Annotated in this window: 25 protein-coding genes, 1 pseudogene and 1 riboswitch; of the genes and pseudogenes, 7 read left to right on the forward strand and 19 right to left on the reverse strand. The window is 71.9% G+C overall.

All coding sequences use genetic code 11. The features are described from left to right. Positions 1 to 36 precede the first annotated feature (36 nt). From ACODT5_RS09130 to ACODT5_RS09150, 5 genes are read right to left on the reverse strand one after another with little or no spacing between them, the layout of a single operon-like run. Positions 37 to 588, reverse strand: a complete 552-nt coding sequence (locus tag ACODT5_RS09130) for a GAF domain-containing protein (protein ID WP_422518674.1) — start codon at positions 586 to 588, stop codon at positions 37 to 39. Beyond that, the gene (locus tag ACODT5_RS09135) at positions 506 to 1,207 is read right to left on the reverse strand and encodes a GTP-binding protein (protein WP_422518675.1); all 702 of its coding nucleotides are present in this window, start codon (positions 1,205 to 1,207) and stop codon (positions 506 to 508) included. The genes ACODT5_RS09130 and ACODT5_RS09135 overlap by 83 nt, the downstream gene beginning before the upstream one ends. Continuing rightward, positions 1,185 to 1,604 carry a DUF742 domain-containing protein gene (locus ACODT5_RS09140; protein ID WP_422518676.1) on the reverse strand — a complete coding sequence of 140 codons (420 nt, stop codon included), beginning with the start codon at positions 1,602 to 1,604 and terminating at the stop codon, positions 1,185 to 1,187. Before ACODT5_RS09140 ends, ACODT5_RS09135 begins: the two co-directional genes overlap by 23 nt. After that, positions 1,601 to 2,059, reverse strand: coding sequence for a roadblock/LC7 domain-containing protein (locus ACODT5_RS09145; RefSeq protein WP_422518677.1), 459 nt, complete (start codon positions 2,057 to 2,059; stop codon positions 1,601 to 1,603). Before ACODT5_RS09145 ends, ACODT5_RS09140 begins: the two co-directional genes overlap by 4 nt. A 38-nt stretch (positions 2,060 to 2,097) precedes the next feature. Continuing rightward, entirely contained in the window at positions 2,098 to 3,867 is a 1,770-nt protein-coding gene (locus ACODT5_RS09150) for a sensor histidine kinase (protein ID WP_422518678.1), read from the reverse strand. Between the two features lie 296 nt (positions 3,868 to 4,163). Between ACODT5_RS09150 and ACODT5_RS09155 the strand changes: the two genes are divergently transcribed. Continuing rightward, entirely contained in the window at positions 4,164 to 4,589 is a 426-nt protein-coding gene (locus ACODT5_RS09155) for a hypothetical protein (protein WP_422518679.1), read from the forward strand. Positions 4,590 to 4,738: 149 nt separating this feature from the next. Here the strand turns inward: ACODT5_RS09155 and ACODT5_RS09160 are convergent, their stop codons facing one another. After that, positions 4,739 to 5,938 (reverse strand): MBL fold metallo-hydrolase, encoded by a 1,200-nt coding sequence (locus ACODT5_RS09160; protein ID WP_422518680.1) that lies wholly within the window; start codon positions 5,936 to 5,938, stop codon positions 4,739 to 4,741. Positions 5,939 to 6,095: 157 nt separating this feature from the next. Then, positions 6,096 to 6,989, reverse strand: a complete 894-nt coding sequence (locus tag ACODT5_RS09165; protein WP_422518681.1) for an SGNH/GDSL hydrolase family protein — start codon at positions 6,987 to 6,989, stop codon at positions 6,096 to 6,098. 357 nt (positions 6,990 to 7,346) lie between these two features. Here ACODT5_RS09165 and ACODT5_RS09170 point away from each other — a divergent pair, with 357 nt between their 5' ends. Next, the gene (locus ACODT5_RS09170; protein ID WP_422518682.1) at positions 7,347 to 8,405 is read left to right on the forward strand and encodes a PP2C family protein-serine/threonine phosphatase; all 1,059 of its coding nucleotides are present in this window, start codon (positions 7,347 to 7,349) and stop codon (positions 8,403 to 8,405) included. A gap of 3 nt (positions 8,406 to 8,408) precedes the next feature. Here ACODT5_RS09170 and ACODT5_RS09175 read toward each other — a convergent pair whose 3' ends face one another. Together ACODT5_RS09175 and ACODT5_RS09180 are read right to left on the reverse strand one after the other, a co-directional pair. Next, the gene (locus ACODT5_RS09175; RefSeq protein ID WP_422518683.1) at positions 8,409 to 9,179 is read right to left on the reverse strand and encodes a class I SAM-dependent methyltransferase; all 771 of its coding nucleotides are present in this window, start codon (positions 9,177 to 9,179) and stop codon (positions 8,409 to 8,411) included. Positions 9,180 to 9,182: 3 nt separating this feature from the next. Beyond that, positions 9,183 to 10,031 carry an MBL fold metallo-hydrolase gene (locus tag ACODT5_RS09180; RefSeq protein ID WP_422518684.1) on the reverse strand — a complete coding sequence of 283 codons (849 nt, stop codon included), beginning with the start codon at positions 10,029 to 10,031 and terminating at the stop codon, positions 9,183 to 9,185. A gap of 116 nt (positions 10,032 to 10,147) precedes the next feature. On the opposite strand from ACODT5_RS09180, the gene ACODT5_RS09185 reads away from it, so the two are divergent. Further along, a complete protein-coding gene (locus ACODT5_RS09185; RefSeq protein WP_422518685.1) occupies positions 10,148 to 11,482 on the forward strand; it encodes a M20/M25/M40 family metallo-hydrolase in 1,335 nt (444 codons plus the stop codon). 169 nt (positions 11,483 to 11,651) lie between these two features. On the opposite strand, the gene ACODT5_RS09190 is transcribed toward ACODT5_RS09185, so the two are convergent. Continuing rightward, entirely contained in the window at positions 11,652 to 11,834 is a 183-nt protein-coding gene (locus tag ACODT5_RS09190; protein ID WP_422518686.1) for a hypothetical protein, read from the reverse strand. Positions 11,835 to 12,095: 261 nt separating this feature from the next. Between ACODT5_RS09190 and ACODT5_RS09195 the strand changes: the two genes are divergently transcribed. From ACODT5_RS09195 to ACODT5_RS09205, 3 genes are all read left to right on the forward strand, one after another. Next, the gene (locus ACODT5_RS09195; RefSeq protein ID WP_422518687.1) at positions 12,096 to 13,010 is read left to right on the forward strand and encodes a helix-turn-helix domain-containing protein; all 915 of its coding nucleotides are present in this window, start codon (positions 12,096 to 12,098) and stop codon (positions 13,008 to 13,010) included. Positions 13,011 to 13,250: 240 nt separating this feature from the next. After that, the gene (locus ACODT5_RS09200; RefSeq protein WP_422518688.1) at positions 13,251 to 13,709 is read left to right on the forward strand and encodes a hypothetical protein; all 459 of its coding nucleotides are present in this window, start codon (positions 13,251 to 13,253) and stop codon (positions 13,707 to 13,709) included. A gap of 244 nt (positions 13,710 to 13,953) precedes the next feature. Beyond that, complete coding sequence (locus tag ACODT5_RS09205; protein ID WP_422518689.1) at positions 13,954 to 15,153, forward strand: S8 family serine peptidase; 1,200 nt, start codon at positions 13,954 to 13,956, stop codon at positions 15,151 to 15,153. A 34-nt stretch (positions 15,154 to 15,187) separates the two neighbouring features. Here ACODT5_RS09205 and ACODT5_RS09210 read toward each other — a convergent pair. From ACODT5_RS09210 to ACODT5_RS09225, 4 genes and pseudogenes are all read right to left on the reverse strand, one after another. Continuing rightward, positions 15,188 to 15,460 (reverse strand): annotated as a pseudogene (locus ACODT5_RS09210) (hypothetical protein); the annotation flags it as partial. Then, positions 15,461 to 15,955, reverse strand: a complete 495-nt coding sequence (locus ACODT5_RS09215; protein ID WP_422518690.1) for a hypothetical protein — start codon at positions 15,953 to 15,955, stop codon at positions 15,461 to 15,463. Between the two features lie 129 nt (positions 15,956 to 16,084). Further along, positions 16,085 to 17,239 carry a winged helix DNA-binding domain-containing protein gene (locus ACODT5_RS09220; protein WP_422518691.1) on the reverse strand — a complete coding sequence of 385 codons (1,155 nt, stop codon included), beginning with the start codon at positions 17,237 to 17,239 and terminating at the stop codon, positions 16,085 to 16,087. 66 nt (positions 17,240 to 17,305) lie between these two features. Further along, positions 17,306 to 18,316, reverse strand: a complete 1,011-nt coding sequence (locus ACODT5_RS09225; protein WP_422518692.1) for a M23 family metallopeptidase — start codon at positions 18,314 to 18,316, stop codon at positions 17,306 to 17,308. Positions 18,317 to 18,318: 2 nt separating this feature from the next. Then, positions 18,319 to 18,515, reverse strand: a riboswitch (cyclic di-AMP (ydaO/yuaA leader). 374 nt (positions 18,516 to 18,889) lie between these two features. On the opposite strand from ACODT5_RS09225, the gene ACODT5_RS09230 reads away from it, so the two are divergent. Further along, positions 18,890 to 19,711 (forward strand): tyrosine-protein phosphatase, encoded by an 822-nt coding sequence (locus ACODT5_RS09230; protein WP_422518693.1) that lies wholly within the window; start codon positions 18,890 to 18,892, stop codon positions 19,709 to 19,711. A 24-nt stretch (positions 19,712 to 19,735) separates the two neighbouring features. Here the strand turns inward: ACODT5_RS09230 and ACODT5_RS09235 are convergent, their stop codons facing one another. The 5 genes from ACODT5_RS09235 to ACODT5_RS09255 all read right to left on the reverse strand — a co-directional run bounded on the left by ACODT5_RS09235 (position 19,736) and on the right by ACODT5_RS09255 (position 26,123). Further along, positions 19,736 to 21,118 carry an aspartate aminotransferase family protein gene (locus tag ACODT5_RS09235; protein ID WP_422518694.1) on the reverse strand — a complete coding sequence of 461 codons (1,383 nt, stop codon included), beginning with the start codon at positions 21,116 to 21,118 and terminating at the stop codon, positions 19,736 to 19,738. Further along, complete coding sequence (gene hpnH / locus ACODT5_RS09240; RefSeq protein ID WP_422518695.1) at positions 21,115 to 22,149, reverse strand: adenosyl-hopene transferase HpnH; 1,035 nt, start codon at positions 22,147 to 22,149, stop codon at positions 21,115 to 21,117. Before hpnH ends, ACODT5_RS09235 begins: the two co-directional genes overlap by 4 nt. Before the next feature lie 5 nt (positions 22,150 to 22,154). After that, on the reverse strand, positions 22,155 to 22,835 hold the full coding sequence (locus ACODT5_RS09245) for a phosphorylase family protein (protein WP_422519604.1): 681 nt from the start codon (positions 22,833 to 22,835) through the stop codon (positions 22,155 to 22,157). Positions 22,836 to 22,846: 11 nt separating this feature from the next. Next, positions 22,847 to 24,913: a squalene--hopene cyclase gene (gene shc, locus ACODT5_RS09250; protein ID WP_422518696.1), complete on the reverse strand. Its 2,067-nt coding sequence runs from the start codon at positions 24,911 to 24,913 to the stop codon at positions 22,847 to 22,849. Positions 24,914 to 25,028: 115 nt separating this feature from the next. Continuing rightward, complete coding sequence (locus ACODT5_RS09255; protein WP_388497705.1) at positions 25,029 to 26,123, reverse strand: polyprenyl synthetase family protein; 1,095 nt, start codon at positions 26,121 to 26,123, stop codon at positions 25,029 to 25,031. Positions 26,124 to 26,154: the final 31 nt, after the last annotated feature.

Below are 26,154 nucleotides of genomic sequence, written 5' to 3' on the forward strand. Positions count from 1 at the left end.
TCCCTCGTCTCCGACCGTAGACCCGGGCACTGACATTCACCCCCGGGCCGCGAGGTCCTCCCGGTCGTGCACCAGCTCCACCAGCTCCGCCGCCAGCGCCTTCACCGTCGCGAGCCCCGCCAGGCCCCACCGCCTCGGCACCACGTCCACCGCGCACACCGTCCCGAGGACGATCCCGCGCCGGTCGGTGAGCGGCGCGCCCGCGTAGGAGCGCACCCCGCTCTCGTCCACGACGGCGTTGCCCGCGAAGCGCGCGAAGTCCCGTACGTCCTCCAGCACCAGCGCGCGCCGCCGCACCACCACGTGCGGGCAGTACCCGTGGTCCCGGGGGAGCGCCCGCGCCGGATAGCCGCTCGCCGGGGCTTCGGGCGCGTGGTGCAGGCCGGCGAAGAACTGCCGTTCCTCGCTGATGAAGTTGATGCCGGCGTACGGTGCGGCGAGCTTGTCCGCGACCCGCCGCGCGAAGGCGTCCAGCTCACCGTCCACCCGCTCCCCCAGGCCCAGTTCACGCAGTCTCAGCACGCGCGCGGGCGCCTCCCGGTCCACCGGGGTGAGCAGCAGGTGTCCGGTCGATTCGTAGTAGGTCATGGTGTCTCCCCCACGTCGTCGGGTACGTCGTACGCGTCCGGTGCGACGCGCCGAGCAGGTGGTGGACCAGGGCTGCCAGCACCCCCGTCGCGGAGCTCTGCAGGCGTGCGTCGCAGCGCACGACGGGCACGTCCGGGCCGAGCCCCACGGCGTCCCGCACCTCCTCGGCGGTGTAGCCGTGCCCGCCGTCGAACTCGTTGACGGCGACCACGAAGCCGATCCCCCGCCGCTCGAAGAAGTCCACGGCGGGAAAGCAGTCGTCGAGGCGGCGCGTGTCGGCGAGCACCACCGCGCCCAGCGCGCCCGCGCACAGCTCCTCCCAGAGGAACCAGAAACGCTGCTGTCCGGGGGTGCCGAAGAGGTACAGCACGTGTCCCTGGTCCAGGGTGAGCCGGCCGAAGTCCATCGCCACGGTCGTGGTGGTCTTCGCCTCGACCCCGTCCAGCGGGTCGGCGGCCTCGCTCAGCCCGCTCAGCAGTTCCTCCGTGCTCAGCGGCTCGATCTCGCTCACCGCGCCCACGAAGGTGGTCTTGCCCGCCCCGAACCCGCCCGCGACCAGGATCTTCAAGGTCGCGGAGGATCCGTGGGCGGCCGGGTCAGAGCCGTTTGCGCAGGCCATCGAGCACCGCCCGGAGCAGGGACTGGTCGTCGTCGGCGAAGGTGCCGCCGGTCGGGAAGCAGGGTGCCCGTACCGTCACGGCCCCGTGTTCCATCAGGTCGCCGAGGACGACCTTGACCACCACCGCCGGCAGCCTCAGGTGTCCCGCCACCTCGGCGACGGTGACCGCGGCCGAGCCCGCGCACAGCCGGAGCGCGAGGGCGTGCTCGGCGCCGAGCGGCGCGCGCGGGCGCACTCCGGTCGCCGTCACCAGTGACAGCAGGTCGAGGGCGACGGACGGTCGCGTCCGCCCCCCGCTCGCGGTGTACGGGCGGATGACCCGGCCCGCCGAATCGTCCAGCCACGGTGCATCTCGCGGTCCCCCCGGTGCCGTTGCCCCCCTCGCACGGGCCCTCATCGCTCCGCGTCGGCGGCGGGCCGCCTCGGCGGGGCCGCGAGGTACGGGCGGACGCTCTTGACCAGCATGGCCATCTCGTAGCCGAGCACGCCCGCGTCCGCCTCCCGGTCGGCCAGTACGGCCAGGCAGGTGCCGGATCCGGCCGCCGAGACGAAGACGAGGGCAGTGTCGAGCTCGACCACCACCTGCCGGACCTCGGCCCCCTCCGCGAACCGGGAACCGGCGCTGCGGCCCAGTGCGTACAGCCCGGAGGCGAGGGCCGCCAGGTGGTCGGCGCTGTCGGCGTCGAGCCCGTGCACGCAGGTCACGAGCCCGTCGGCGGTCAGCAGGACCGCGCTGCGCGTGTACGGCACCCGCTGGACCAGACCGCTGAGCAGCCAGTCGAGGTCCGAGAGCCGCGTGGTCGTCGTACTGATCGTGGTCGTACTGATCGTGGTCGCCACTTCGCCGCCCATGGGGGTGCGCTCCTTCGCTGTCGGGTGAGAGGCCGGGGTCACGTCTGGTGCTCCGACTGGGCGAGGCCGAAGCCCCGTTGGAAGGCGGCCATCAGGCCGGGGTCGTGCACGGGCCGCTCGGCGCCCTCGGGACCGCCCGGGCGGGGTACGGGAGCCTCGCGCAGCTGGGGCGCGAGGTGTTCCTGGGCCCGCCGCCGGGGCAGCGGCGGGCGTTCTCCGCTGTCCCGGGCGGCGGGCACGGGCAGCGGCGGCTCGAGCGGGGCCACCATGCCGTCCGGCGCCTCCGCGAGCCTGGAGGCCCCGGTCGCGGAGGCCCCGCCCGCGGAGGCCCCGCCCGCGGAGGCCGCGGCCGTCGGCGCCATCGCCGTGGCCGCCGCCCTCACCGGCGCACCCACGGGTTCGGCACGCACGGGTTCCGCACCCGCAGGCCCCGTACGGGGCAGCCTGCCCGGCGCGCCGGCGGCCCGGCCCGGTACCACCGGCGGGGCGCCGGAGGGCTCCGGCGCGGGCAGGGTCATCCGTACCGGCTCCAGCCGTGGGGCGGCCGTCCCCTCGCCGGTCCCCCAGGAGGTGGCCCGGGAGCCGCCCAGGGCCTCGGCGGCGCTCGGCGCCTCGGCCCCCAACAGCTCCTGGGGCAGGACCAGTACGGCGAGCACGCCACCGTAGATGTTCGACTTGAGCTCGACGGCGATCCCGTGCCTGCGGGCGAGCGCCGAGACGACGAACAGGCCGATCCGCCCGTCGGCCAGCAGCTGCCGGACGCTGATCTGGTCGGGGTCGCCGAGCAGGGCGTTCATCCGGTGCGCCTCCTCGGGCGGCATGCCGAGGCCCCGGTCCTCCACCTCGACCGCGATCCCGGCCGTGACCCGCTCCGCGCGCACCACGACATCGGTGTCGGGGGCGGAGAACACGGTGGCGTTCTCCACGAGTTCGGCCAGCAGGTGCACGACGTCGGCGACGGCGTGGCCGCGTACGGAACCGCCCGCGGGGGGCACCACCTTGACCCGGGTGTACTGCTCGACCTCCGCGACCGAGGAGCGCAGCACCTCACTCAGGTCGACGGGCCGGGTCCACTGGCGGCGCGAGGCGGCTCCGCCGAGCACCGCGAGGTTCTCCGCGTGGCGCCGGATCCGGGTGGCGAGGTGGTCGACGTGGAAGAGCTCCTTGAGCAGGTCCGGGTCCTCGACCGTGTCCTCCAGGTCGTCCAGCAGCGCGATCTCGCGGTGGACGAGGGACTGGAGGCGGCGCGCGAGGTTGACGAAGACCTCGACCTTGCGGTCGCTGTCGGAGGGCGCGACGGGGGCGCCGAGGCGGACCAGGGTCGCGTGGGCCTGTTCGCGGGCGCCGCGCAGTTCCTGCGAGAGCAGCCAGAACTCGTCGATCCCCGCCGTCTCGGGACCGAAGGACGGCGCGGCCGGCCCGCCGCGCACCGGGCGGGCGGGCAGCTCGCCGCGCTCCAGCCGGTCGGCGGTGGAGTGCAGTTCCTGGCGGCCCCGGACGCTGGAGCGGCGCAGCGCCTCGCAGCGGTCGCGCACGGTCTTGGCCGCGCGCTGGGCCCCGAGCAGGGCGGCCGCGAGCGCGCCGGCGAAGAGCAGGGCGCAGCCGCTGAGCACCGGCCACAGCCGGGGGTCGCGGGCGCCCGCGCCGCCGCCGAGCTGGAGCGCGAAGATGACCGCGGCGGCGCCGCTGAGCCCGGCGGCGAGCGTGGGCAGCAGGGCGGCGCGGATCAGCTGGGGCCGTATCTGCCGACCGGGACCGGTGACGGCATGTCTCGACGGGGAGTGGCGGGCGGCGCGGAGTCCGGACATCGGCGTCCTCGGTATGTGGGGCCCGGCCCCCGGGCTTCCCGGGATCCGGTGTTGATCACCGGATACCCACGCTAGACCGCACGCTCGGCCCCAGGACGGCCAGTTGGGAAACTTCGCCCGGGTGCTTCCCGCTCCCGATGGAGCGCTCGTACGACAGCCCGAATGCGCCGGGAGCGCGCACTCCCCGGCGTCCGGCGGGCACGCGCCGCCTGCCGGGGCCCCGTCCGCACCTCGCTCCCCTCCCGCCCCACAGCGGCGGCCCGTTGACCGCGGAGCCAGCCATTCGACTTCGACATATGCAACTCAAATCGAAGAATTACCTAGGCAGATGCAGCGCGTACGCGATCTGCGGCGCGGGCGGCATCGACCTCAAGCACGTCTCCACGACGGTGAGGTTCGCCGAGGTCAGCGGCCCGAACACGGCCTCGACGGGGCAGACGGCGACGGCCGGCTGCGCCCGTACCGACGGGCAGCTGGTCAGCGGGGGCGCCGCCGTCAGCGGCGGCAACGTGACCACGACCGACTTCAGCAAGGCGACCTCCGGCGGCCCCCACCTCAACGGCAGCTTCCCCAGCGACGCCACCGGTACCCCCGTCGCCGACGGCGGAACCAACCCGTCGCACTGGACGGCAGCCACCCACAGCGGGGGCACGCCCTCCCCCGGCAGCTACTCGGACGTCTGGGCGCTGTGCCTGGACGTGCGCCACGGCCACAAGCGGTAGCTCCCCGGCGGCGCCCTGACAACACCGCGGAGCGGTACCTCCCCACCCGGGAGGTACCGCTCCGCTCACGTTCCGGGCCTACGGTCCTGCGGCCTACGGCCTGCCGGGCCTGCACGCCTCCGGCCCTACGGCCCTCCGGCATCCCGGGCCTAGGAGCCCACCGCCTCCGGCTCCTCGCGGGTCACGGCCGCCGGCCGCTCGGCCGCGGCGGGCCGGGCCGCCGTGAGCGGCGGGGGCGAGCCAGCGGCCACGAAGGGCCGCCACCAGGGCGCGCTCGGCGCGTCGGCCGCGCCCGGCTCGAAGGGCTGCCCGGGCACCGGCAGGGCGATCGCCGCCCCGGCCACGGCCGCGGCGGTCATCGTGCCCTCCCCGGGCTCGTCCCACGGGTGCGGGGCCAGGTTGAAGGTGCCCCAGTGGATCGGCAGCATCGTCCCGCGCGGGGCGCCGCCCTGGAGGTCGAGGTGGGCGCGGATGCCCTCCTCGGGCGTCATGTGGATGTCGGTCCAGAACTCCGAGTACGCACCGATCTGGATCATCGTGGCGTCGAAGGGCCCGTGCGCCGCGCCGATCTCCTTGAAGCCGGAGAAGTAGCCGGTGTCCCCGCTGTGGTAGATCCGGTGCTCGTCGCCCGCGACGACCCAGGACGCCCACAGGGTGAACTGCTGGTTGCGCAGGCCGCGCCCGCAGAAGTGCTGGGCCGGGGTGGCGGTGAGCGAGAGGCCGGCGACCTTGGTGGTCTCGTTCCAGTCGAGCTCGCGCAGCCGGTCGGCCGGGACTCCCCAGCGCTCCAGGTGCGCGCCGACGCCCAGCGGGACGGCGAAGACCGTGTCCGTGCCGGCCAGGGCCTTGATGGTCGGCAGGTCGAGGTGGTCGTAGTGGTCGTGCGAGATCACCACCACGTCCACCTCGCCGAGCGAGGCCAGCGGTACGGGTACCGGGTGCAGCCGCTTGGGCCCGGCGAAGGGGAAGGGGGAGCAGCGCTCGCCCCAGACCGGGTCGAAGAGGACCCGGCGCCCGTCGATCTCGGCGAGCACGCTGGAGTGGCCCATCCAGGTCAGCCGCAGGCCGCTGACCGGCGGCTTCGACAGCTCCGCGAGGGTCGTGGGGTAGACCGGGATGGGGGCGCCGGGGCTACGCCGGAGCCGCTGCTCCTTGTGGAAGTAGATCTTGGCAAACTCCGCCATGGACCCGGAGGGTCTGGTCCGGGTCCCGGCCGGGTTCTGGAACACTCCGTCGGCGAAGTTCGGCGAACGCCGGATCCGCTCCAGCCGGGCACCGGACGGGTCCGCGCCGAAGGCTTCGGGCCGCAGTGCACGCAGCCGTGGACGCAAGGGACGGGAGCCGGTCAAGGCGCCTCCAGTGTGGGGGGTGCGGGCAGGGCGTTCTCATGGTTACCACCATCCCAACGCATGACACCCCCCAAGGATTCCGTTACGCGGCTCCGGGCGCGCCCCCGCCCCTCCCGGCCGCCCCGGCGCCCCTCGCACAGCGGCTACAGGGCCGGTTCTACAGCGGCAGCAGGTCCGGCCGCTTCGCCTCCACGTGGTCCCCCGAGGACTCGCCGCGCAGCCTCCGGCCGATCCACGGCACCAGGTGCTCGCGCGCCCAGTGGATGTTGTCGCGGGTGGTGTCCACCGATCCGCGCGGGCGCATCGGCGGCCAGGGCTGGTCCGGGTCGGCCGGCGTGTCGAGGCCGAGCACCTGGGCGGCGCGCAGGGCCACCCGGGTGTGCCCCTCGGGCGAGAGGTGCAGCCGGTCGTCGTCCCAGGCCCGCCGGTCCTGTACGGACTTCAGCGACCAGAGGTCGAGTACGGGGCACTCGTACCGGTCGGCGATCGACCGGACGTGCGCGCTGAACGTCGCGATCTTGCCCCGCATGTGCTTGAGGACCGGCACGTCGCGCGTGTCGAAGCCGGTGGTGATCACGACCAGGCCGACGGATCCGGTGAGGTCGCGCACGGCCGCCTCGTACCGTTCGGCCACATCGTCCGGATCGCTGCCGGGTCGGATGATGTCGTTGCCGCCCGCGCAGAAGGTCACCAGGTCCGGTGCGAGCTCCTTGGCCCGGGGGACCTGCTCGGCCACGATCTGGTCCAGCAGCCGGCCCCGTACGGCCAGGTTCGCGTAGCGGAACCCGCCGGAGCCGGCGTCCGCGCCGGAGCCACCGGGCCCGCCGGAGGTGCCGGAGTCGCCGGGGTTTCCGAGCTCCTCGTGCCGTTCCTCGCGCCGGTCGGCCAGAAGGACGGCCAGTCGGTCCGCCCAGCCGAGGAAGGTGTCCCCCGGTCCCGGGTCCCCCACGCCCTCGGTGAAACTGTCCCCGAGCGCCGCGTACGAGCCAATGGTCTTGGTCTTGGATGTCGTCGTCGCTGCCACGGGAGCCCATACTTCACCGCGGATCATGACCTACGCGACCGTAGCCAGGGCCTTACTGACCGTGATCTTCACCACCCCCCGGGCGGGGAATAAGGCAGCCGGGACCGGGGCCTGTGGCCCAAGGAGGCAAGGGCCCTGGTGGTCAGGGGTTTCCGGGAGGCCGTAACGGCTTCCGCGAGGCAGGCTGGTCCCATGGGGTCACATCCGCGCCCGCCCGTTCGACCAGGACCGTCTTCGCGAGTTCCTCGAATCTCTCGGATCTCTCGGATCTCTCGGATCTCTCGGATCTCTCGGATCTCTCGGATCTCTCGAACAGGAGCGGGCGGCCACGGCGCACTCCTCTTCACACTGGCCCAGTGCGCGCCCTTCGCGATCGCGCTCGGCGTGCTGGGCATCGAGCTCTCGCCCGCACACGATCTGGTCACCGGCCCCATTCTCACCACGACGCCGGCGCTGGCCGCGCTGACGACGGGCCCGGTGGGCACGCTGTCCGCGGCGGCCCTCGCCGCGGGTGTGAACGCGACCTCCGCGACGTACAACCAGTCGTGGGGAACCCAGACCCAGCTGATCATCGGCAACTTCCTGGGGATCATCGTGGTGTCCGTCGCCAGCGTCACCCTGAGCAAGGCGGTACGTGCGCGCAGGCAGAGCGAACTCGACCAGGTGCGCCGGATCGCGGTGGCGGCCCAGGAGGTCGTCCTGCGGCCCGTCCCCGAGCTCCTGGGCCCGGTGCGGGCGGCCAGCATGTGCCTGGCGGCCGGTACGGGAGCGCAGGTGGGCGGAGACCTGTACGAGGCCGTACAGACGCGCTACGGCGTCCGGTTGATCGTGGGGGACGTCCGGGGGAAAGGGCTGTCCGCCATACGCGCGGTCGCGGTGGCGCTGGGCGCGTTCCGGGAGGCCGTGCACTACGAGGACGAACTGCAGGAGGTCATGAACCATTGCGCGGCCGCGCTGCGGCGCGAGGCCGCCGTCGCCGGCACCTACTCCCAGGCAGAACTTCCCGAAGTGCTCCTGGAGGGGTTCACCACCGCGCTCATCGCCCAGGTGCCGGACGAACAGGTGGTGCACCTGGTCAACCGCGGCCATCCTCCCCCGCTGGCGCTGCGCCACGGCAGGGTTCGGACCCTGATGCCGGCCTCGCCCATGCCGCCCCTCGGTCTCGAAGACCTCGTGGACGGTCCTCCCGCCAAGGCCGAGAGCTACCCGTTCCTGCCCGGTGACCGGCTGCTGCTCTACACCGACGGCGTGATCGAAGCCCGCAACCGTGCCGACGAGTTCTTCCCCCTGCCGGAGACCATGGAGCGGATACCCGCGGACACCTCCCCGCAGGAGTTCCTGGACGAACTGCACCGGGCACTGATCCGCCATACCGAGGGCCTCTTGACGGACGACGTGGCGATGATCCTCATCGACCGACGACATCCGTCGCCGGTCACCTGATCGTCAACTCCGCGCGTGGGCTTCGATCAAGAACCGGTGATCGTGCGCGGTGAATCCGCCCGCGATCCTGATGTGCCGATCGAGCCGGCGCAGAGCGGGTTCGTACCCGGCCGGGTCGAATCCGGGGAACTGCCACGGAATGGCCTGCAGTTGGAAGACCACTGCTCCGATGTCACGGAAGGTGCAGGGGCTCATCTCCTCTCGCGCCGTGCTCACGTGAAGGCCGGCGCCTTCCAGCGCCGCTACGGCGACGGCCAGGGTCCAGCTGCCGGAACCGGCCGGCGAGGGGATGCCGAGGGCCTCGTTCAGTTCGAGCTGGTTGCGGCTGCCCACCTGCTGGGTGAGGAGCCGGCCGCCGGGCGCGAGCGCGGCGCGGATGCTTGCCGCGTCCAGCAGTCCGTGCCGGTTGAAGATCAGGTCGAAGCGCCCGGGGGGCAGGACCGAGCCCGCCGCCCGGTGGACCTCCACGCCCAGCGGGGAGAGGCGTTGCCGGGCCACCTGGAGGTTGGGCATCCAGTTTTCGGTGGCCGCGGTCCGTGGTGGCAGCGGGGCGAACGAGGCCAGGAGTTCCCCGCCGCCGGTGTCGATGTCCAGGAGGCTTCGAGCCCGCGGGAGCAGGGCGCGGGCCTGCTGCTCGTAGTCCCAGGAGGGGCCCTCGCCGTCCGCCCGGCCCTTCAGCCAACTGAAGTCCCAGCCCGTCATGGTGGCCTGCCGGGCCTCCGCGACGCGCGTCTCGAAGTCATCGAAGTCACCGGGTACGGCTCGCAAGTCCACGGCTCACCGCCGGTCGTCCGCGACGAACCGCACGGCCCCGTCGCCGCCGCGCCGCAGGAGGCCGGCCGTCGGGGAGGGGAAGTGCGTGCCGATGACGAGCGTTCCGGTGTCCGCGTACCGCGTGACGAATGCCCGTCGGGTCGCCGCGGCCACCGTGGCGTCGGCGTCGGCGAGGCTGGGTACGTCGGGTTCGATGAACTGCACGGGGTGGTGCACGAGGTCGCCGGTGATCACCGCGCGTTCCTCCCCGGATTCCACCACGACGGCGACCTGACCGGGGGTGTGCCCGGGAGCGGCTTCCAGGCGCACGCCGTCGCACACCTGGTGGTCGGTGGCGACGAGGTCGACGAGGCCCTCACCGACCAGCGGCTGCATCGTGTCCTCGAGGCCGGCGTCGGCTTCGCCGGACCAGTGGTCCCACTCCACCCGTGTGACCAGATGGCGCGCACGAGGGAACGTCGGTACCCACTTCCCTTCCACCAGGCGGGTGTTCCACCCGATGTGATCGAAGTGGAGGTGGGTGCACACGACGGTGTCGATCGACTCCGGAGGGTATCCGAGGGCGGTGAGTTCTTCGAGCCACCCCGTGTCCAGCATGCGCAGCATCGGTACCGAGGCCCGGGCGTTGCCCACGCACGTGTCGACCAGGATGCGGCGCGTGCCGGTGTCCACGACCAGCCCGTGCACCGAGATCACGAAGGAGCCGTCCGGCTTGCTGTAGCCGGGGCCGGGCCAGGGGTACCTCTTCAGGAGCGCGGTGTCGTCCGTCCGCAGGGCGACCGTGGGGGAAACGGCCACTTCCGCCTCCAGCACCTTGTGAATCGTCGTGGTGCCGATGCGCCACATCGCCATTCAAGCCTCCAGACCGATCGCGGATCGCACGCCCTCTAGATCGCGGAACTGTAACGTAACCTACCGAGCACTCGCTAGGTTTTCGTCTCCGAGGAGGAGGAGGAGGAGGAGGAGTGATGGCCCCGTTCGAGCTGCCCTTCGACTGGGCCGATGAGGAGGAGCATCTGGTCGGCCACCTCTCGAACCTCGTACGCCTGGACACGTCCAACCCACCCGGGAACGAGATCGCGGTCGCCCGGTACCTCTCCCGCGAGCTGCACCGCTGCGGGATCCGGCACACCGTGCTGGAGTCCGAGCCGGGTCGGGCCAACGTGGTCGCCCGGCTGCCGGGTTCGGGCGAGGAACCGCCGCTGATGCTGCTCGGGCACGCGGACGTGGTGGGTGCCCAGGCCGAGAAGTGGAGCCGGCCCCCCTTCTCGGGTGAAGTGGCGGACGGCCGCGTCTGGGGCCGGGGCTCGCTGGACATGAAGGGGCAGATCGCGGCGAGCCTGCTCATCGTGCAACTGCTGGCAGCGCACCGGGTGCCGCTGCGCCGTGACGTACTGATGGTCGTCACGGCCGACGAGGAAGCGGGAAGCAGGCTGGGGGCCTACTGGCTGTGGGAGCACCACCGTTCGCTCGTGGAGGCGGAGGTGGCGTTCAACGAGGGCGGCGGACAGCGCTTCCTCACACCCGGCGGCCCCGTCTACACGGTGCAGGTCGCGGAGAAGGGCAGCGCCAGGATGCGGATCACCGCGACCGGCGAGGGCGGCCACGCTTCCCTCCCGCGTCCTGATGCGGCGGTCTTCAGGCTGGCCGAAGCCCTGGTGCGACTCCGCGACTTCGCGGCCCCGTCGATCCTGCAGCCCACCTCGCGCCGCATGCTCCACACACTGGCGGAACTCCACCCGGGCGACGCGGGAGAGCGAATCCGGCGCCTGGCGGCGGAGCCGACCTGGGAAGGCGCCCGCAGCCTGCCCATCGACCCCCTCCTGCGCGAGTTCGTCGTCGCCGGGCTGCACAACACGGCGACCCCGACCCTGCTGTCCGGCGGGCGGCGCCTGAACGTCGTGCCGACCGATGCATCCGTCGTACTCGACGGGCGCCTGCTACCCGGCGAACGCCCCGAGGAATGGGCGGCCCAAGTGCAGGAGGCGGTGGGCAGCGGGGTCGAAGTCAGCCTGCTCCAGGGGCGCGTGAGTGCCGGAGTGCACGACGACCCGGAACTCCTGGGAGTGCTGGACCTCGTGGTGGCGGGCCAGGAGGCCGGCGCGCGGGTCCTTCCGTACATCAACTCCGCTTCCACGGACGCCCGCGCGTTCCCCGAAACGAAGGTCATCGGATTCTTCCCGTCGGCGAGCGACGCCGACATCATGCGGTTGATCCACGGAGTCGACGAGCACGCCCGGGTGAGCGACGTGATGTTCGGCGGCCGATGCCTGCTCGAAGCAGTCGTCAGACTGGCCACCTGAGCGTGCCCGAACGATGAGCCCTCCCCCGATGACCTCCTCACGATGCAGGAGCGCCTCCACGCCGCCGGCGGAGCGAGTGGGCTCCCCTTCGTGGCGGCCCGCGAACCGGCCGAGGCCACGAGTACGGGCCTGGTCAACGGGAGCGCCCCGCCATAGAGCTCTGGTCGCCTCAGCGAAACGCGGCTACCCCGGCGAAGAACAGCCCCGCCACCGCCACGCAGGCACCGGCTCCCGTCCCCACGGCGGCCAGGACGACGGCGCCCAGTGCGTACATCACGATGCCCGCCGTCAAGCCGGCGACGGCCGCTCCCAGCAGCCCGATCGTCAGGAGCATGTACTTCGCCGATGTCATCAGAACCTCCAGTGGCCGAAATCTCGGTGGGGACAGAAGGCCTCCCCGACGGCAGTGTTCCGCCTGCTCCTAGGTCCCACGCCCCTAGCGACAACGGCTGCGCTTCGACGGGTCCGCCGGCTCCTTCCGCGCATTTCCCGGCGACATCGGTGGATGGTCACGGACAATGACGGACAACGCCGGAGGTGTCATCGACGCCAGGCCGCAAGGGGGAGCGGGATGCCGCGGAAGCCGCCGAGGCTGGATCCGGAGCATGATCCTGTGCACAGGTTCGCGCTGCGCCTACGGGCACTTCACCGTGCCGCGGGCAAGCCCACCCGAGTCCAGCTCGCCCGGCAGATGCACTGCTCCGCCTCGACCGTCACGCACATCCTCAACGGCGACCGCTTCCCCAGCTGGCCTCAGGTGGTGGCTCTGGCCGAGGCTTGTGAAGCGCCTGTGGAGCCGCTCCACGAAGCGTGGATGCAGGCGGACGCCGACAACGAGAGCACGTACCGACCGACGCACTACCAACCGCTCGCCATCTCCGTCCCGACCCTCCCCCTCTACGTGGTCTGCGACGTCTCCTCATCTCTCGCCCCTCAAGTGCCTGCGCTCAACGAGGCGTTGCTGCGGCTCTCCCGGACGCTGCTCGACAGCCGCCTCCTGAGCTCCATGACGCGCGTCTGCGTCATCGCCTTCGCGAACAGGGCACAAGTGGTCACCCCACTGGGCGATTTCACGGACCCCGCGACGATCCCGCCCCTCCAGGCCTACGGCGGATGCGCCTACGGCCCGGCCCTGGCGCTGCTTCGCAGCACCATCCAGCAGGATGTGACCGCCCTCAAGGCACAGGGACATCGGCTCTACAGGCCCGTCGCCTTCTTCATCACAGACGGTGAACCGACGGACAGAACGACCTGGGAGTCCGAGCACGATGCGCTCACCGCGGTGGACTGGAGGCACCACCCACACATCCTCGCCTTCGGGCTCGGCACCTCGCACAACTCGACCATCCGCAGACTCGCCACCCTCGGGGCGTTTCGGGCGCACCAGGCCGCGAGCGCCGTCGATGCGCTCACCGAGTTCGTCACGTCCGTCCTCAAATCATTCGAGACCGAGGCGCCCTACTCGGGTACGCCGGAGTTCGTGACGAGGGGGGTCTTCAACGTCATCGACGACATTGACGCGATCTAGCACTTCAGCCATCCGGCCGAACCCACAGGCCAGACGGCAAGATCCTGGCCCGGCCGGCCTCCCCGCCGGCCACCGTGACCAGACCATCGGCCGCCGCACCGCCGACGGAGCCCCGCTGAGCGGCGGACGGCGGAGAGCCGCAGGTGACAGTGAAGGAGGACGGAAGGTGGATCCTTCACTGGGAGAATGGGAGCCGCGCCGCCCATCCCTTTTCCGACTGGGCAGTTCGGCGATGTCCGAGTGGACGGCGCCTGGCTGCAGTTCTGGGTACGTCCGCTGGGCCTGCAGTTGATCAGGTTCATCGGCGAGGCTCAGACCGGGCGGCCACTGCCCTTCGTGGTCGAGCCCGAGGTGCTGCGTCGGCAGCAGGGTCGGGTCGTCTGGCACCCGGGTGTGGTGCGGGGGCCGAGCGGGCTGTTCAGCTCCCTGGAGGTCCGCGCAGAAGGCGGCGCGGAGACGGAACTCCTCGGCGCTGGATGGCAGTTGGGCGAACGTCCCGAGAACGCTCCGCTGCTGCTCAGGATCACGGCCGAGTCCGGTGAGGCCCTTCTCGACCTGCCCACGACCGTACTCGGCAGCGAACGGGCCCTGCGGGCATACGGCTGGCTCGCCCCGGAGCGGAATCCGGGCCTGCGCCTCCACTACGAGGTGCCTCCGCTCGGAGTACACGTCGTCCGCGACATCCGTGGCAACGCGTAGCGCCTGAACCCGGTGCCACGAACACCTTGGCCGGGCGGCAACCGGGAAACGATCTCCATGGGTGGGCAAGCCCACCACGACCGCTGGACACCACCGGCCGTCGGCCATCGAGAGCACAAAGGATTCCAAGGCCACACCCCGATCCTCTCCGACGGTTCTGACATCGATTACGTCCGATGACAGGCAGTGTGATGGGGTGGGTCCGCGCGAGATGTGCAGCGCATGGACACAAAGGGGCGAGAAAATGCAGGACACCGTACGTCGACATGGGTCGTGGCTGAGGGCGGCGGGAGTCGTCGTCGCGGCGTTGACGGTCAGCGCGGGCACGGTGATGCCGGCGGCCGCCGATACCGACTCGTGGGGCTACCTCACGAAGATGAAGGCCCGGGAGATGTGGAAGGTCGCGGACGGCAGCGGCGTCACGGTGGCCGTCATCGACAGCGGCGTCAAGGACGGCTCGGGCTGGAAGAGCTCGTCCGTGCTTCCCGGCGTGTCCTACATGGAACCGCCCTTCGAGCGCCCGGACATCACGTACCCGCCGCACGAGGACTTCGTCGGGCACGGAACCAGCATGACCGCGGCGATCGTCGGCGACGGCTCGTCAGGCGGCCCCAAGGGCCTGGCTCCCGGCGCCAAGGTGCTGCCCATCCGCACCAGCGTCGGCACCCCCATGGCCTTCGCCGTCGCGTCCGAAGCCGCCCGGGGAATCCGGTACGCGGCCGACAACGGCGCCAAGATCATCAACCTCTCCATCGGCGTGACTCCGGACTGGCCGATGGACAAGATCAAGCCCGCCGTCGAGTACGCCCAGAGCAAGGGCACGCTCATCTTCGCCGCCATGGGCAACGAGGGCGGGCGCAAGAACTGGTCCAACGCCATCGCCGCGCTGCCGGGAGTCATCGGCGTGGGAGCCGTCGACGAGACGGGCAAGGCCATGCCGTTCAGCTCCCACGGGCCCGACACGGACCTGGTTTCCATAGGCAGCAAGGTCCAGATCCGCTGCGAGGAGAACAAGGGCTGGTGCGTGGGGAACGGTGGCACCTCGTACGCGACCAGCCTGGCCTCAGCCTCCGCCGCGCTCGTCTGGTCGGCCCACCCCGACTGGACCGCGAACCAGGTGGCCCGCGTCCTGATCCAGACCGCCGGCGGCCCCATTGACGGCTCCGAGCGCAGCAACTGGCTCGGCTACGGAGCAGCCCGCCCCCGCAAGGTGCTGCTCGACCACGAGGGAGACCCGGGAGCGCCCGAGGTCGACCCCCTGGCCCCGGCGGCCCCGGCGAAGGCCCCCACCCCCAGTACCGATCCGACAGCTGCGGCGCCGCTCCGGGCGGAAGCCGCGGATGCGGAATCCGGCCTCCCCTGGCAGTGGCCGGCCCTCGGCGCCTTCGCCGCCGTGAGCCTCGGCCTCGTCGCCACGGTGATCGTCAAGCGGCGTCATCGTTGACCGTCCGAGGTACCTGACCCGCATTCGGTCGCGCGTACTCGTCGAGAAACCGGCCCCAGGAGTCGCAGGCGGCCTCGACACGGCCATGGGCGTGTTGCCGCTGGGCGAGTACCGCGTAGGAGTGCAAGCGGCCTTGCCGCTGCCGCCGGCCGGGTGGCTGGATACGGATGGACTCCTTCAAGGCTCGAATCACGGCCGCGCCGCGGGCCTGCTGACCGCGCAGGAACGCCGTCAGCCGGGGACCTGCGACCGGCGCCGCTTCCGCCGCCGAGTCCGCGAGTTCCAGGGCCCGGCACCCGTAGCCGAGTCAGGCCCGACCAGCGTGGCGGAGCCGCTCTTCGATTCGTTGGCTGGTCCGCAGGACGGTGGAGGCTGCCGGCTGTTGGGGCCAGGCGGTGATGAGGTAGTCCTCGATGGGTTCCTCGCTGACGCCGTCCGGTTCGAGGCTGCGCCCTCGGGCGTGTACCCGTATCCGGTACCGGCCGGGGCCTTGATCGCTGAGGGCAGGCGGTTCGCTCGGCCCCTCACCCCCGAAGTAGCTCAGGGCGAGGTCGACCTCCTCGGCGTGCACGCTGACTTCGACCACCTCTTCCCATTCCCCTGTGTCTGCGGGTGGTGGGGTGGAGGTGATCCGGGTCCGGACGTTCACGCGTCCGGTGTGGATGCCGGTGAGGATGTAGGCGCCGTGGCTCATGGGAGCGGCGAGCGGGTTGGACCAGTCCGCTGACTCGACGCTGCGGTCGGAGCCCCCAGTGATGGGGAACATCCCGTCGTTCACCCAGATGACAGCCGGTTCGGTCATCGCCGCAGGCTATGCCGACGGGTCACGCGGTGCGGGGCGCATGGAGGACTCGGCCGGCTCGCACCGCGCGCCCCCCGACCGAGCGACAAGGGTGGGACCGGGACCCCCCTCCGGTCCCGGCCCCACGGTTCAGGCGAGCAGCCGGGTCTCGGCGCTCGGCAGTTTGCTCCACCAGTGGCCGTACCGCCGGTAGACCTCCGGTTCGCGGGCGGCCAGGAAGGCCGTCAGCGCCCGGGCCTCCACCGCGAGGGCCTCCCAGACGTCCTCCGGCAGGGGGTGGAAGGCGGTAGCCTCGATCCCGCCGTCGGGGCCGGCCGGGCGCCACACGCCGGCGACGTGGCCGTCGACCAGCAGGGTCGCCAGGGTGTCGCCGTTCATCCGCGCCACGAACGTGCGGTACTGCGGCGGGACGATGCGGCTCCGGTCGGAGTACGCGAGCAGCACGCTGTCCCACATGGCCATCAGCCGGGGCGGCGCCGGCGCGTCCTCCTCCGGACGCGGTGCGCCCTGGACGTCGAACAGTTCCTCGCCGTCCGGCCCCGTCAGCCGGTCGAGCCTCCCGGACAGCTCCAGCGCCCGCAGCGCCTGGCGGACCCTGGCCCGCTGGACCAGGGAGAACTGCGCCACGTCCGCTACCGACGCCGGCCCGAAACCCTCCAGGTAGCGCACGACCAGCGTCCGCAGGGATTCCTCCGAGGCCTCCGGGTCCGCCGGTACCGTGCGGGGCCGGCGCGCGGGCGCGACGTAGGACGGACGCTCCCCGAACGACCACGGCGCGGCGGTGGGCGCGTGCAGCAGCGGCGCGTACTGCCGCAGCCCCCACCACGCTCCGGGCTGCGGCGCCGCTCCCAGCCGGTGTCCGAGCCAGGCCTCGCACTCCGCCGTCGTACGGGGCCGGTCGGCGAAGTCCAGCAGCTCCGGCGCCAGGACGTCGGCGTCCGCGGCCGTCAGCCCGGAGTCCGTGAAGCGGGTCCCGAGCCGGGCGGCCCGTACGGAAGGCTGCACGGCCTCCCGGAAGGCCGGGTAGTCCTCCGCGTGCACGGCGTGCAGGGTCAGCCGCATCAGCGTCGACTTGACGACCTCGCGCCCCGTGAAGGCGGCGTCGAGGTCGGCCGGGTCGAAGCCGGAGAGCCGGTTCCACAGCGCGAGGTACGGCGAGGCCGCGTGCTGCGCCTGCAGGGCGACCACCCGGCGGACCGCGTCGCCGACGTCCATCACCTCGCGCCGCAGCAGCAACTGCCGTGCGAGCGTGGAGCGGTTGAGCTCCCCTGCGCTGACCTTCATGCCACGACCGTCCCGTCCCCTGTCGAAACGGGCAGCCTAACCGGCACCTCCGACAGCGCCTCGGATTCAGATGCTGACGCCCTTGGACCGGAGGTAGGCCAGCGGGTCGATGTCCGAGCCGTACGAGGGCCCGGTGCGGATCTCGAAGTGCAGGTGCGGGCCGGTCGAGTTGCCCGTGGAGCCGGAGAGGCCGATGGTCTGCCCGCCGGTGACGCTCTGGCCGGAGGAGACGGACAGCTGGGAGAGGTGCGCGTACTGGCTGTACCTGCCGTCGGTGTGGCGGATGACGACCTCGTTGCCGTACGCGCCGCTCCAGCCGGCGGAGACCACGGTGCCGGCGCCGACCGCCCTGATGGTGGTGCCGGTGCTCACGGTGAAGTCGACACCAGTGTGGTAGCCGCTGGACCACATGGAGCCGGCGGTCTTGTAGGCGGTGGACGGGCCGCCGGCGACCGGGGCGACGAAGCCGGTCGACGCGGAGCCGCCCTGCTGCTTGGCGGGCGCCTCGGCGACGGGCGCGGCTGCCTCGTCAGAGGAGTCCGAGGAATCCGAGTCCGAGGAATCCGAGTCCGAGGAATCCGACGAATCGCCGGAAGTGGAAGAACCGGAGGAAGCGGACTTCTTGGCCGGCTTCGGCGTTTCGGCCGGCGCGGACTCGGCCGCCGCGGCCGGAGCCGCGCCCTTCGCGCCGAGCGTGAGCTTGAGTCCCGGGTGGATCAGCGACGGGTCGGTGCCGACGGCCTCGAGGTTGTCCGCGTAGAGCTGCTCCCAGCCGCCGGTGAGGTGCTGGCGCTCGGCGATCTTGGAGAGGTAGTCGCCCGGCACCACGGTGTAGACGGTGGGAGCTGCCTGCACGGCGACGGGCGCGGCCCGGAAGGCCGACACCGCCTGAGCGGCCACGGCCTGCGGGGCCTGGACCGGGGCGGCGGCGGGCGCGGCGGCCGGGACACCGGCGGCGTGGGCGCCGGTGGCGCCGAGCAGCGGAAGCGCGAGGGCCGCGCCACCGGTGCCCGCGGCGGCGAACCCGCGGGATATCGAGCGGGACTTGGGACGGCGGTGCTTACCCGTTCCGGACATGGCGAATTCCTCTCCGACGCCTGCGAGGTGAGCTGTCGGGTTCGGACTGGAGATGTCCGGCGGTGTATGCGCCGATGAACAGCACATGCACGGCTTCACCCCGAGCTGTCCCGTTGTAAAGATCCCTGAGGAGCTCCGGAACAGCGGCTTACCTGGTTCCCCCGCTCCTGCCGCGCGCGTGAATAGTCGGGTGCGGTTTCCGGACGGCGGCAGGATTAGGCGGTCCATCCGGATCGATCGCGAAGGTAATCGAGCGCGGCCGCGCGGAACAAGTCCCGAATTCCCCGATGGATTCCCAGTGATGATGGACCGGCGGAATTACGGTCACCCTGTGTCCATTCCCCTCCCCCAACAGCCGCCCGGACAGGGGAATTCGCCATTCGCGATCAGGCACTCACGGTCACCGTATGATCTGGCTCACGGGGACGTGTCCGATCTCGCCTCTCGCTATGGCAAGTTGCCAGCAAGTAGCGTAATTCGGACACGAGTGAGGACGAGGCGCGCGGGCCGCGCGAGCTGCGCGAGCCACGACGAGCCATGACAAGCGACCGGACGACACGGAGGAGCCCCCCTGTGACCCAGCAGATACCCCAGAGCCCCCACACCGATCCGGTTGCGCCGCAGCCGGCACTGACCGGAGTGCGCAACTTCCGCGACGTGGGCGGCTTGCCGGCCGCGGACGGCCGAAGGGTCAAGTCGGGACGACTGTTCCGAAGCGGACATCTGGCGCATGCCACCGAAAGCGACGCGGAGTTCCTCGGGTCGCTCGGACTGCACACCGTCTTCGACTTCCGCAACGGCGCCGACCACGCGCTGGAGGGTGCGGACGTGGAGCTGCCCGGGGTGCTCAACGTCAACATTCCGCTGTCGGATCCGGCCGACGGCAGCGAGTTCTGGAAGATGGTCCGCGAAGGGGACCTGGCGCAGCTGCGCGAGATCCTGGGCGAGGGCAAGGCCGCCGCGCGGATGTCCCGTTCGTACCGGACGATGATCCGGACCCGTACCGCCGAGCACAGCCGGGTGGTGCACGCGCTCGCCGAGGACAGCGTCCCGGCGCTCATGCACTGCGCCGCCGGGAAGGACCGGGCGGGCCTGTCGATCGCCGTCACCCTGCTCGCGCTGGGCGTCGAGCGGGAGGCGATCCTCGCGGACTACCTGGAGTCGAACGCCCCGCACAACCGCTACCGGGTCCGCCGGGGCAGCGACTCGCCCGAGGCCCGCGCCCCCGAGGTGATGGAGCTGCTCGCCCCGCTCTTCGACGCCCGCGCCCCGTATCTGACGACGGCCTTCGACACCATCGACCAGGAGTGGGGCGGAGTGGAGCGCTACCTCGCCGAGGGCCTCGGGCTCACGCCCGAGACCCTCGCCGTGCTCCGCGACCGCCTGCTGGACTGACGCCCCGCGAGCCGGGCCGTCGCCTCAGCGGTTGGCGACGGCCTGCCTCACCAGTGTCCGGCCGAAGTCCCACATCAGCGCGCCACCACCGTGGGCCTCGTCCATGACCGCGCGGAAGGCGCCGACGAACCGGTCGACGTCCGCCTCGTCCACGATCAGCGGCGGGATCAGCTTGATCACTTCCAGGTGGTCGCCGGAGACCTGCGTGAGGATCCGGTGCTTCTGCAGCAGCGGCACCACGACCATCTGCGCGAACAGCCCCTTGCGCGCCGCCTGCAGCATGCTCCAGCGGCTCCGCAGCCCCAGCGAGGACGGCCGGCCGAACTCGATGCCGATCATCAGCCCGCGTCCCCGTACCTCGTGGAGCAGTTCGTACTCGTCCACGAGCGCGGCGAGCCGCCCGCGCAGCAGGTCGCCCATCGCGCGGGCACGGGCCACCACCTGCTCGTCCTCCATGACGGAGAGGACGGCGAGCCCGGCCGCCATCGCCTGCGCGTTGGAGCCGAAGCTGGCGGAGTGGACGAGCACCCGGTCCATGGAGGAGTAGACCTTCTTGAAGATCCAGTCCTTGCCCAGGGTCGCGCCGACGGGCACGTAGCCGCCGGAGAGGGCCTTGGCCACGCAGACCAGGTCCGGTTCGACCCCGGCCTCGTGCTGGTAGGCGTAGAAGTCGCCGGTCCGTCCGAGGCCGGTCTGCACCTCGTCCGCGATCAGCAGCGCCCCCCGCCGGTGCAGCGCCTCCTGCGCGGCGAGCAGGAAGCCGGGCGGGGCGGCGAGCACCCCCTTGCCCTGGATCGGCTCGACGACGAAGGCCGCCACGTCCCCCTTCTTCAGCTCCCGCTCCAGCGCCTCCAGGTCCCCGAGAGCGATCTTGGTGTCCGGCAGCAGCGGCGCGAAGCCGTCGCGGAAGCCGGCCTCGCCGTTGACCGAGAGCGAGCCCGTGGTGAGCCCGTGGAAGGCGTGGTCGCAGTAGAGGACCCTGGGCCGCCCGGTGGCGTACCGGGCGAACTTCAGGGCGGTCTCCACCGCCTCGGTGCCGCTGTTGCCGAAGAAGACCCGGTCCAGGTGCGGACTGTGGGAGAGCAGCTTCTCCGCCAGCAGTCCGGGCAGCGGCTGGCAGTCGAAGCGGGTGAGATCGGCGAGCTGGGCGTCCAGCACGTCGTGCAGGGCCTGCCTGACCACCGGGTGGTGGCGCCCCAGGCCCATCACCCCGAAGCCGGCCAGCATGTCGAGGTGGTCGTTGCCCTCGGCGTCCCAGAAGTGGGCCCCCTCGGCCCGCACGTAGACCTTGTCGAAGCCGATGGTGTGGAGCATCCGGGGCAGCTGGTGGTTGAGGTGGCGGGCGTGCAGTTCGTACCGCTCGCCGCCCCGCTCGGCGAGCAGGGCGGCGAGGTCGAAGCCGGTCATGCCGACTTGTCCCGGCTCCCGCCCCCCACGGTCTCGCGGACCGCCCGCAGCGACTCCTTCAGCGACCCCATGGTGGCCAGGACGGCCGTGGGCTCGTATCCGCAGTGCGCCATGCAGTTCGCGCAGCGCGGGTCCTTCCCGCGGCCGTACTTGCTCCAGTCGGTTTCCTCGATCAGTTCCCGGTACGAGGGCACGTACCCGTCGCTCATCAGATAGCAGGGGCGCTGCCAGCCGAAGAGCGAGTAATTCGGAATGGCCCATGCGGTGCAGGGGAAATCGACTTTGCCTTCCAGGAAGTCCAGGAAGAGCGGGGAGTGGTTGAGCCGCCAGCGCCGCCGGTTGCCGCCCGCGAAGGCCTTCTTGAAGAGTTCGCGGGTCTGTTCGACACCGAGGAAGTGCTCCTGGTCCGGAGCCTTTTCGTAGGCGTAGGCCGGCGAGATCATCATCTCGTCCACCTGGAGATCGTCATTGAGGTAGTTCAGGACCTCGATGATGGTCTGCGGGGTGTCGGTGTTGAAGAAGGTGGAGTTGGTCGTCACCCGGAATCCGCGCTTCTTCGCCTCCTTGATGGCCTCGACCGCCTCGTCGAAGACGCCTTCCTTCGCCACCGACTCGTCGTGGCGCTCGCGCAGTCCGTCGATGTGCACGGCGAAGGCGAAGTACGGAGAGGGCGTGAACTTCTCGATCTTCTTGCGGAGCAGCATCGCGTTGGTGCAGAGGAAGACGTACTTCCGCTTGGCCACCAACTGGCGCACGATCTCGTCGATCTGCGGGTGCATCAAGGGCTCGCCGCCCGCGATGGACACCATCGGCGCGCCCGATTCCAGCACGGCGCCCACCGCCTGGGCCACGGGCATGCGCTGCTTGAGCACCCCGGCCGGGTGCTGGATCTTCCCGCACCCCTCGCAGGCCAGGTTGCAGGCGTAGAGCGGTTCCAGCTCGACGATCAGCGGGAACTTCTCACGCTTGCGGAGCTTCTGTTCGAGCAGGTACGTCCCGACCCTGATCGTCTGTCGCAGTGGCATGGCCATCTGGCTCACCTCCGGGGGAGCAGCAAAGAACGGTGCCATTCATAAAACGCGGGCAGTACGGCACGCAGTACGCGAAAGGCCGATATTCCCCCGCGAACGGTGCCGATGCGGACGAGCTCATGCTCCGGAGCGTCCACGATCACCCGGACGGCCGCAACCGGACGGTCCCGGACCCCCGGGACGCTCCCGTCCCGGGTCGCGGTCCACAGGGTGGCGGCCGATTCCATGTCGACCCCGACGGCGCCGCCGGCGCGCAGCTCGGCGCGCTCCTGGCCCCGGACGACGTGATCGGATCCGGTCAGTGCACCGAGGTGTACGGTCCGGCCGGGTACGGCCCGGGCCAGCGCCTCGGCGAGCAGGGCGGTACCGGCGCAGGCGACCGTGCCGCGCGGGTCCCGGGTCTCCTCGGCGACGATCAGGTCGCCGGGGCTCATGCCGGGCAGCAGCCCGGCGCAGAATCCGGTGGCGAGCACGGCGGCGCCGCGCAGCTCCGGCTCGGCCAGCTTCCGGCCGACGGCGCGCTCGGCCGCGCGCGGTCCCATGCCGGTGCGCAGGACCTCGTACCACTCGGGCGCGCCCCGGTCCCGCCCGGTGCGGTACGAGGTGCTGCGCAGGGCCGTCCGCTCGATGCGCAGCGCGCAGGCGATCAGCAGCGGCGGCGGGGCCGCGGCGGGGCCGTCGGACATCAGGCCTTCCATCAGGCCTCCCCGGTCGACGGGGCCGTGTGCGGGAGGGCGGCGGGATCCGCGTACCGCCCGCCGGGGCCGAACGGTTCTCCGTACAGGTAGCGGCCGAGCGCGGTGAGCGGGAAGACCTGGCGGTACAGGTGGTAGTTGATGGAGAAGTCCCAGGGGAAGCCGGTCCCGGTGAAGTACGGCTCGTCCCAGGTGCCGTCGGAGCGCTGGGTGGAGACGAGGTAGCCGATCCCCCGCTCCACGGACGGCGCGTCGCGCTCCCCGGCCGACAGCAGGGCCATCAGCGCCCACGCCGTCTGCGAGGCGGTCGAGGCGCCCTTCCCCGCCCAGGACGGGTCCTGGTAGGAGCGCTGGTCCTCGCCCCATCCCCCGTCCTCGTTCTGTACGGACTCCAGCCAGTGCACGGCCCGCCGGATCGCGGGGTGCGAGGGGGCGAAGCCGGCGGCGGTCAGGGCCGGGACCACGGAGCCGGTCCCGTAGACGTAGTTGGTGCCCCAGCGGCCGAACCAGCCGCCGTTCGGGTCCTGTTCCTCGAGGAGCCAGGCGATGCCGCGCCGGGTGCGCGCGTCGCCCGCCCGGCCCTCGACGGCGAGCATCTCCACCACGTGGGCGGTGACGTCGGCCGAGGGCGGGTCGATGACCTCGCCGAAGTCGCAGAAGGGCAGCTTGTTGGGGAAGGGGCTGGTGTTGTCGGCGTCGAAGGCGCCCCAGGCCCCGTTCTTCGACTGCATGCCGAGGTTCCAGGACACTCCGCGGGCGATGGCCCCTTCCACCCGTGCCGGGTCGGGATGCTTGACGCGGCGCAGGGCGAGGACGACCTCGGCGGTGTCGTCGATGTCGGGGTAGTTGTCGTTGTGGAACTCGAACGCCCAGCCGCCCGGGGCCAGTTGGGGCCTGCGCACGGCCCAGTCCCCGCTGCGCACGATCTCCTCGCCGAGCATCCAGTCGGCGGCCTTGACCAGGGCGGGGTGGTCGGGGCGCAGTCCCGCGTCGGCCAGCGCGATGGCGGCCAGGCAGGTGTCCCACACCGGGGACTGGCAGGCCTCGATCATGCGGGCTCCGTCCGCGCGCCAGACGGCGAAGCGGTCCAGGGACTCCAGTCCGGCGCGCATCACGGGATGGCGCAGGTCGTAGCCGAGCAGGTGCAGGGCGATGACGGAGTACACGGCGGGCGGCTGGATGCCGCCCCAGCAGCCGTCGTTCTCCTGCCGTTCCACGATCCAGCGTCCGGCGCTCGCCATGGCCGCCGCGCGCAGCCGGCGCGGGGCGACGCGGCGGTAGGCGTGCAGGGCCTTGTCCATGCGCTGGAAGGCGCCGTTCCAACTGGCCAGCGGCGCGAGCTTCTTGGCGGGGTACGGAGTGCGCGCGTCGGTGTGCAGCTCGTCCAGGGCGAAGGGGGCCGGGCGGACCGGGCGCAGTGCGGAGACCACGGTGAGCGGGACGATCGTCTGCCGGGCCCAGCAGCCGAAGTCGTAGATGTTCAGCGGCACCCAGGGCGGCAGGAACAGCAGTTCGGGCGGGAGTTCGGGCAGGTGGTCCCAGCTCCACCAGCCGAACAGGGCCAGCCAGATGCGGGTGAAGACGCGGGCACCGGCGAGTCCCCCGTGGGCCCGGATCCACGCCGAGGCGCGGGCCATGTGCGGGGCGTCGGGCGCGTCTCCGGCGAGGCGCAGGGCCACGTAGGCCTCGATGGTGGCGGAGAGGTCGCAGGGGCCGCCGTGGAAGGTGGCCCAGGTGCCGTCGTCCTGTTGCTCTCCGCGGATGAACAGGGCGGCGGCCCGGGTGGTGGCCTCGTCCCTGATCCCGAGGAACTGGCGCAGCAGCAGGTCCTCGGCGTCCATGGTGACGTTGGTCTCCAGGTCGCCCTTCCACCAGCCGGCCTCGTCCTGCCGCTCCAGCAGGTCGCGGACCGCCCGCTCGGTGGCCTCGCGGACCCCGCGCAGCCCGGCGGGGCCGGGGTCCGGGCCGGAGCCCGGGACCGGGCCCGGCGGCCCGGAGCCGGGCCCGGGGCCTGGCTCGTTCGGGTCGGCGCCGCAGGCATGGGCGCCGCCGTTGGTCGTCGCAGTCATGGCTTCCCCTTTGTGTGCAGTGTCCTCTGCTGTCCTGGGGTTCGCCGTCGGCCGGTACTACTGGCAGGCAGTACCGGCCGGCGACTCGCGATTCATATGCGCGTACGGGTGGCGATCACCTCTTGCGCACGACGACGAAGTCGGCGAGCGCCACGAGCTGGTCGCGCACGCGCTGGTCCATGTCCACGTCGTCGAGGGCCTTGATGGCGATCTCGTACTGGCGGCGCGCCTCGTCGGCGGTCCACCGGCGGCCGCCGGCCGCCTCGATGAGCGCGGCGCGGGCCGCGAACTCCTCCTCGGAGAAGTTCTCGAAGTCGTTGCTCTTGGCGTCGGCGGCGAGCAGCTCGGTGAGCTCCTCACTGGCCGGTCCGCCGGCGGCGAGGGCGGCGACGACCGGCAGCGACTTCTTGCGCTGGCGCAGGTCGCTCCAGGTCTGCTTGCCGGTGGACTCCGGGTCGCCCCAGATGCCGAGGAGGTCGTCGACGGCCTGGAAGGCGAGGCCGAGGTGGTAGCCGTACTCCTCCAGCTTGTCGGCCGTACGGTCGTCCGCGCCGCCGAGCACGGCGCCGATGGAGACCGCGCAGGCGAGCAGGGCGCCGGTCTTGTTGCCCTCCATCTCCAGGCACTCTTCGACGGTGACGCTCTCGCGGTGCTCGTAGGAGATGTCCTGGGCCTGGCCGTCGATGAGCTTGCGGCTCGCGGTGGTCAGACGGCGGGCCGCGCGGCCGGCCTCGACCGTGCCGAGCTCCAGGAGCACCTCGTTGGCCAGGGCGAACAGCGCGTCGCCGACCAGGATCGCGAGGGCGGGTCCGTGGACCTTCCACACCGTGTCGCGGTGGCGGCGCTGCTCGTCGCCGTCCATCAGGTCGTCGTGCAGCAGCGAGAAGTTGTGGACGAGCTCGACCGCGACGGCGCCGGGGATGCCGACCTCGGCTGCGGCGCCGGCGGCTTCCGCCGAGAGCAGGGCGAGGGCGGGGCGCACGGCCTTGCCGCCGTCGCCGTCCGCCGGGTTGCCGTGGGCGTCGATCCAGCCGAAGTGGTAGGCGGCGACGGTGTCCATGGGCGCGGCGAGCCGGTCCACGGCGGCGCGGAGCACGGGCGTCGAGAGCGTACGGCCTCGTTCGAGGAGGGCGAGCGTGTCCGCCTTCTCCCCGCCGGCCGGGCCCGCACTGGCGTCCGTGTTCTCGACGGCCGGATTCCCCGGGTTCACTGGCTCTCCTCTGGTTCCTGTACGTACGGCG

Source organism: Streptomyces tatrensis (assembly GCF_049310065.1).
GTDB lineage: Bacteria > Actinomycetota > Actinomycetes > Streptomycetales > Streptomycetaceae > Streptomyces.

What these genes read in the sequence shown, in the direction of transcription:
- ACODT5_RS09225 (WP_422518692.1), bottom strand. Translation starts at nt 18,316, where the DNA reads ATGTCCGGAACGGGTAAGCACCGCCGTCCCAAGTCCCGCTCGATATCC.
- ACODT5_RS09150 (WP_422518678.1), bottom strand. Translation starts at nt 3,867, where the DNA reads ATGTCCGGACTCCGCGCCGCCCGCCACTCCCCGTCGAGACATGCCGTC.
- ACODT5_RS09135 (WP_422518675.1), bottom strand. Translation starts at nt 1,207, where the DNA reads ATGGCCTGCGCAAACGGCTCTGACCCGGCCGCCCACGGATCCTCCGCG.
- ACODT5_RS09205 (WP_422518689.1), top strand. Translation starts at nt 13,954, where the DNA reads ATGCAGGACACCGTACGTCGACATGGGTCGTGGCTGAGGGCGGCGGGA.
- ACODT5_RS09140 (WP_422518676.1), bottom strand. Translation starts at nt 1,604, where the DNA reads ATGAGGGCCCGTGCGAGGGGGGCAACGGCACCGGGGGGACCGCGAGAT.
- ACODT5_RS09235 (WP_422518694.1), bottom strand. Translation starts at nt 21,118, where the DNA reads ATGACCGGCTTCGACCTCGCCGCCCTGCTCGCCGAGCGGGGCGGCGAG.
- ACODT5_RS09155 (WP_422518679.1), top strand. Translation starts at nt 4,164, where the DNA reads ATGCAACTCAAATCGAAGAATTACCTAGGCAGATGCAGCGCGTACGCG.
- ACODT5_RS09185 (WP_422518685.1), top strand. Translation starts at nt 10,148, where the DNA reads ATGGCCCCGTTCGAGCTGCCCTTCGACTGGGCCGATGAGGAGGAGCAT.
- shc (WP_422518696.1), bottom strand. Translation starts at nt 24,913, where the DNA reads ATGACTGCGACGACCAACGGCGGCGCCCATGCCTGCGGCGCCGACCCG.
- hpnH (WP_422518695.1), bottom strand. Translation starts at nt 22,149, where the DNA reads ATGGCCATGCCACTGCGACAGACGATCAGGGTCGGGACGTACCTGCTC.
- ACODT5_RS09220 (WP_422518691.1), bottom strand. Translation starts at nt 17,239, where the DNA reads ATGAAGGTCAGCGCAGGGGAGCTCAACCGCTCCACGCTCGCACGGCAG.
- ACODT5_RS09180 (WP_422518684.1), bottom strand. Translation starts at nt 10,031, where the DNA reads ATGGCGATGTGGCGCATCGGCACCACGACGATTCACAAGGTGCTGGAG.
- ACODT5_RS09145 (WP_422518677.1), bottom strand. Translation starts at nt 2,059, where the DNA reads ATGGGCGGCGAAGTGGCGACCACGATCAGTACGACCACGATCAGTACG.
- ACODT5_RS09165 (WP_422518681.1), bottom strand. Translation starts at nt 6,989, where the DNA reads ATGATCCGCGGTGAAGTATGGGCTCCCGTGGCAGCGACGACGACATCC.
- ACODT5_RS09215 (WP_422518690.1), bottom strand. Translation starts at nt 15,955, where the DNA reads ATGACCGAACCGGCTGTCATCTGGGTGAACGACGGGATGTTCCCCATC.
- ACODT5_RS09245 (WP_422519604.1), bottom strand. Translation starts at nt 22,835, where the DNA reads ATGTCCGACGGCCCCGCCGCGGCCCCGCCGCCGCTGCTGATCGCCTGC.
- ACODT5_RS09190 (WP_422518686.1), bottom strand. Translation starts at nt 11,834, where the DNA reads ATGACATCGGCGAAGTACATGCTCCTGACGATCGGGCTGCTGGGAGCG.
- ACODT5_RS09130 (WP_422518674.1), bottom strand. Translation starts at nt 588, where the DNA reads ATGACCTACTACGAATCGACCGGACACCTGCTGCTCACCCCGGTGGAC.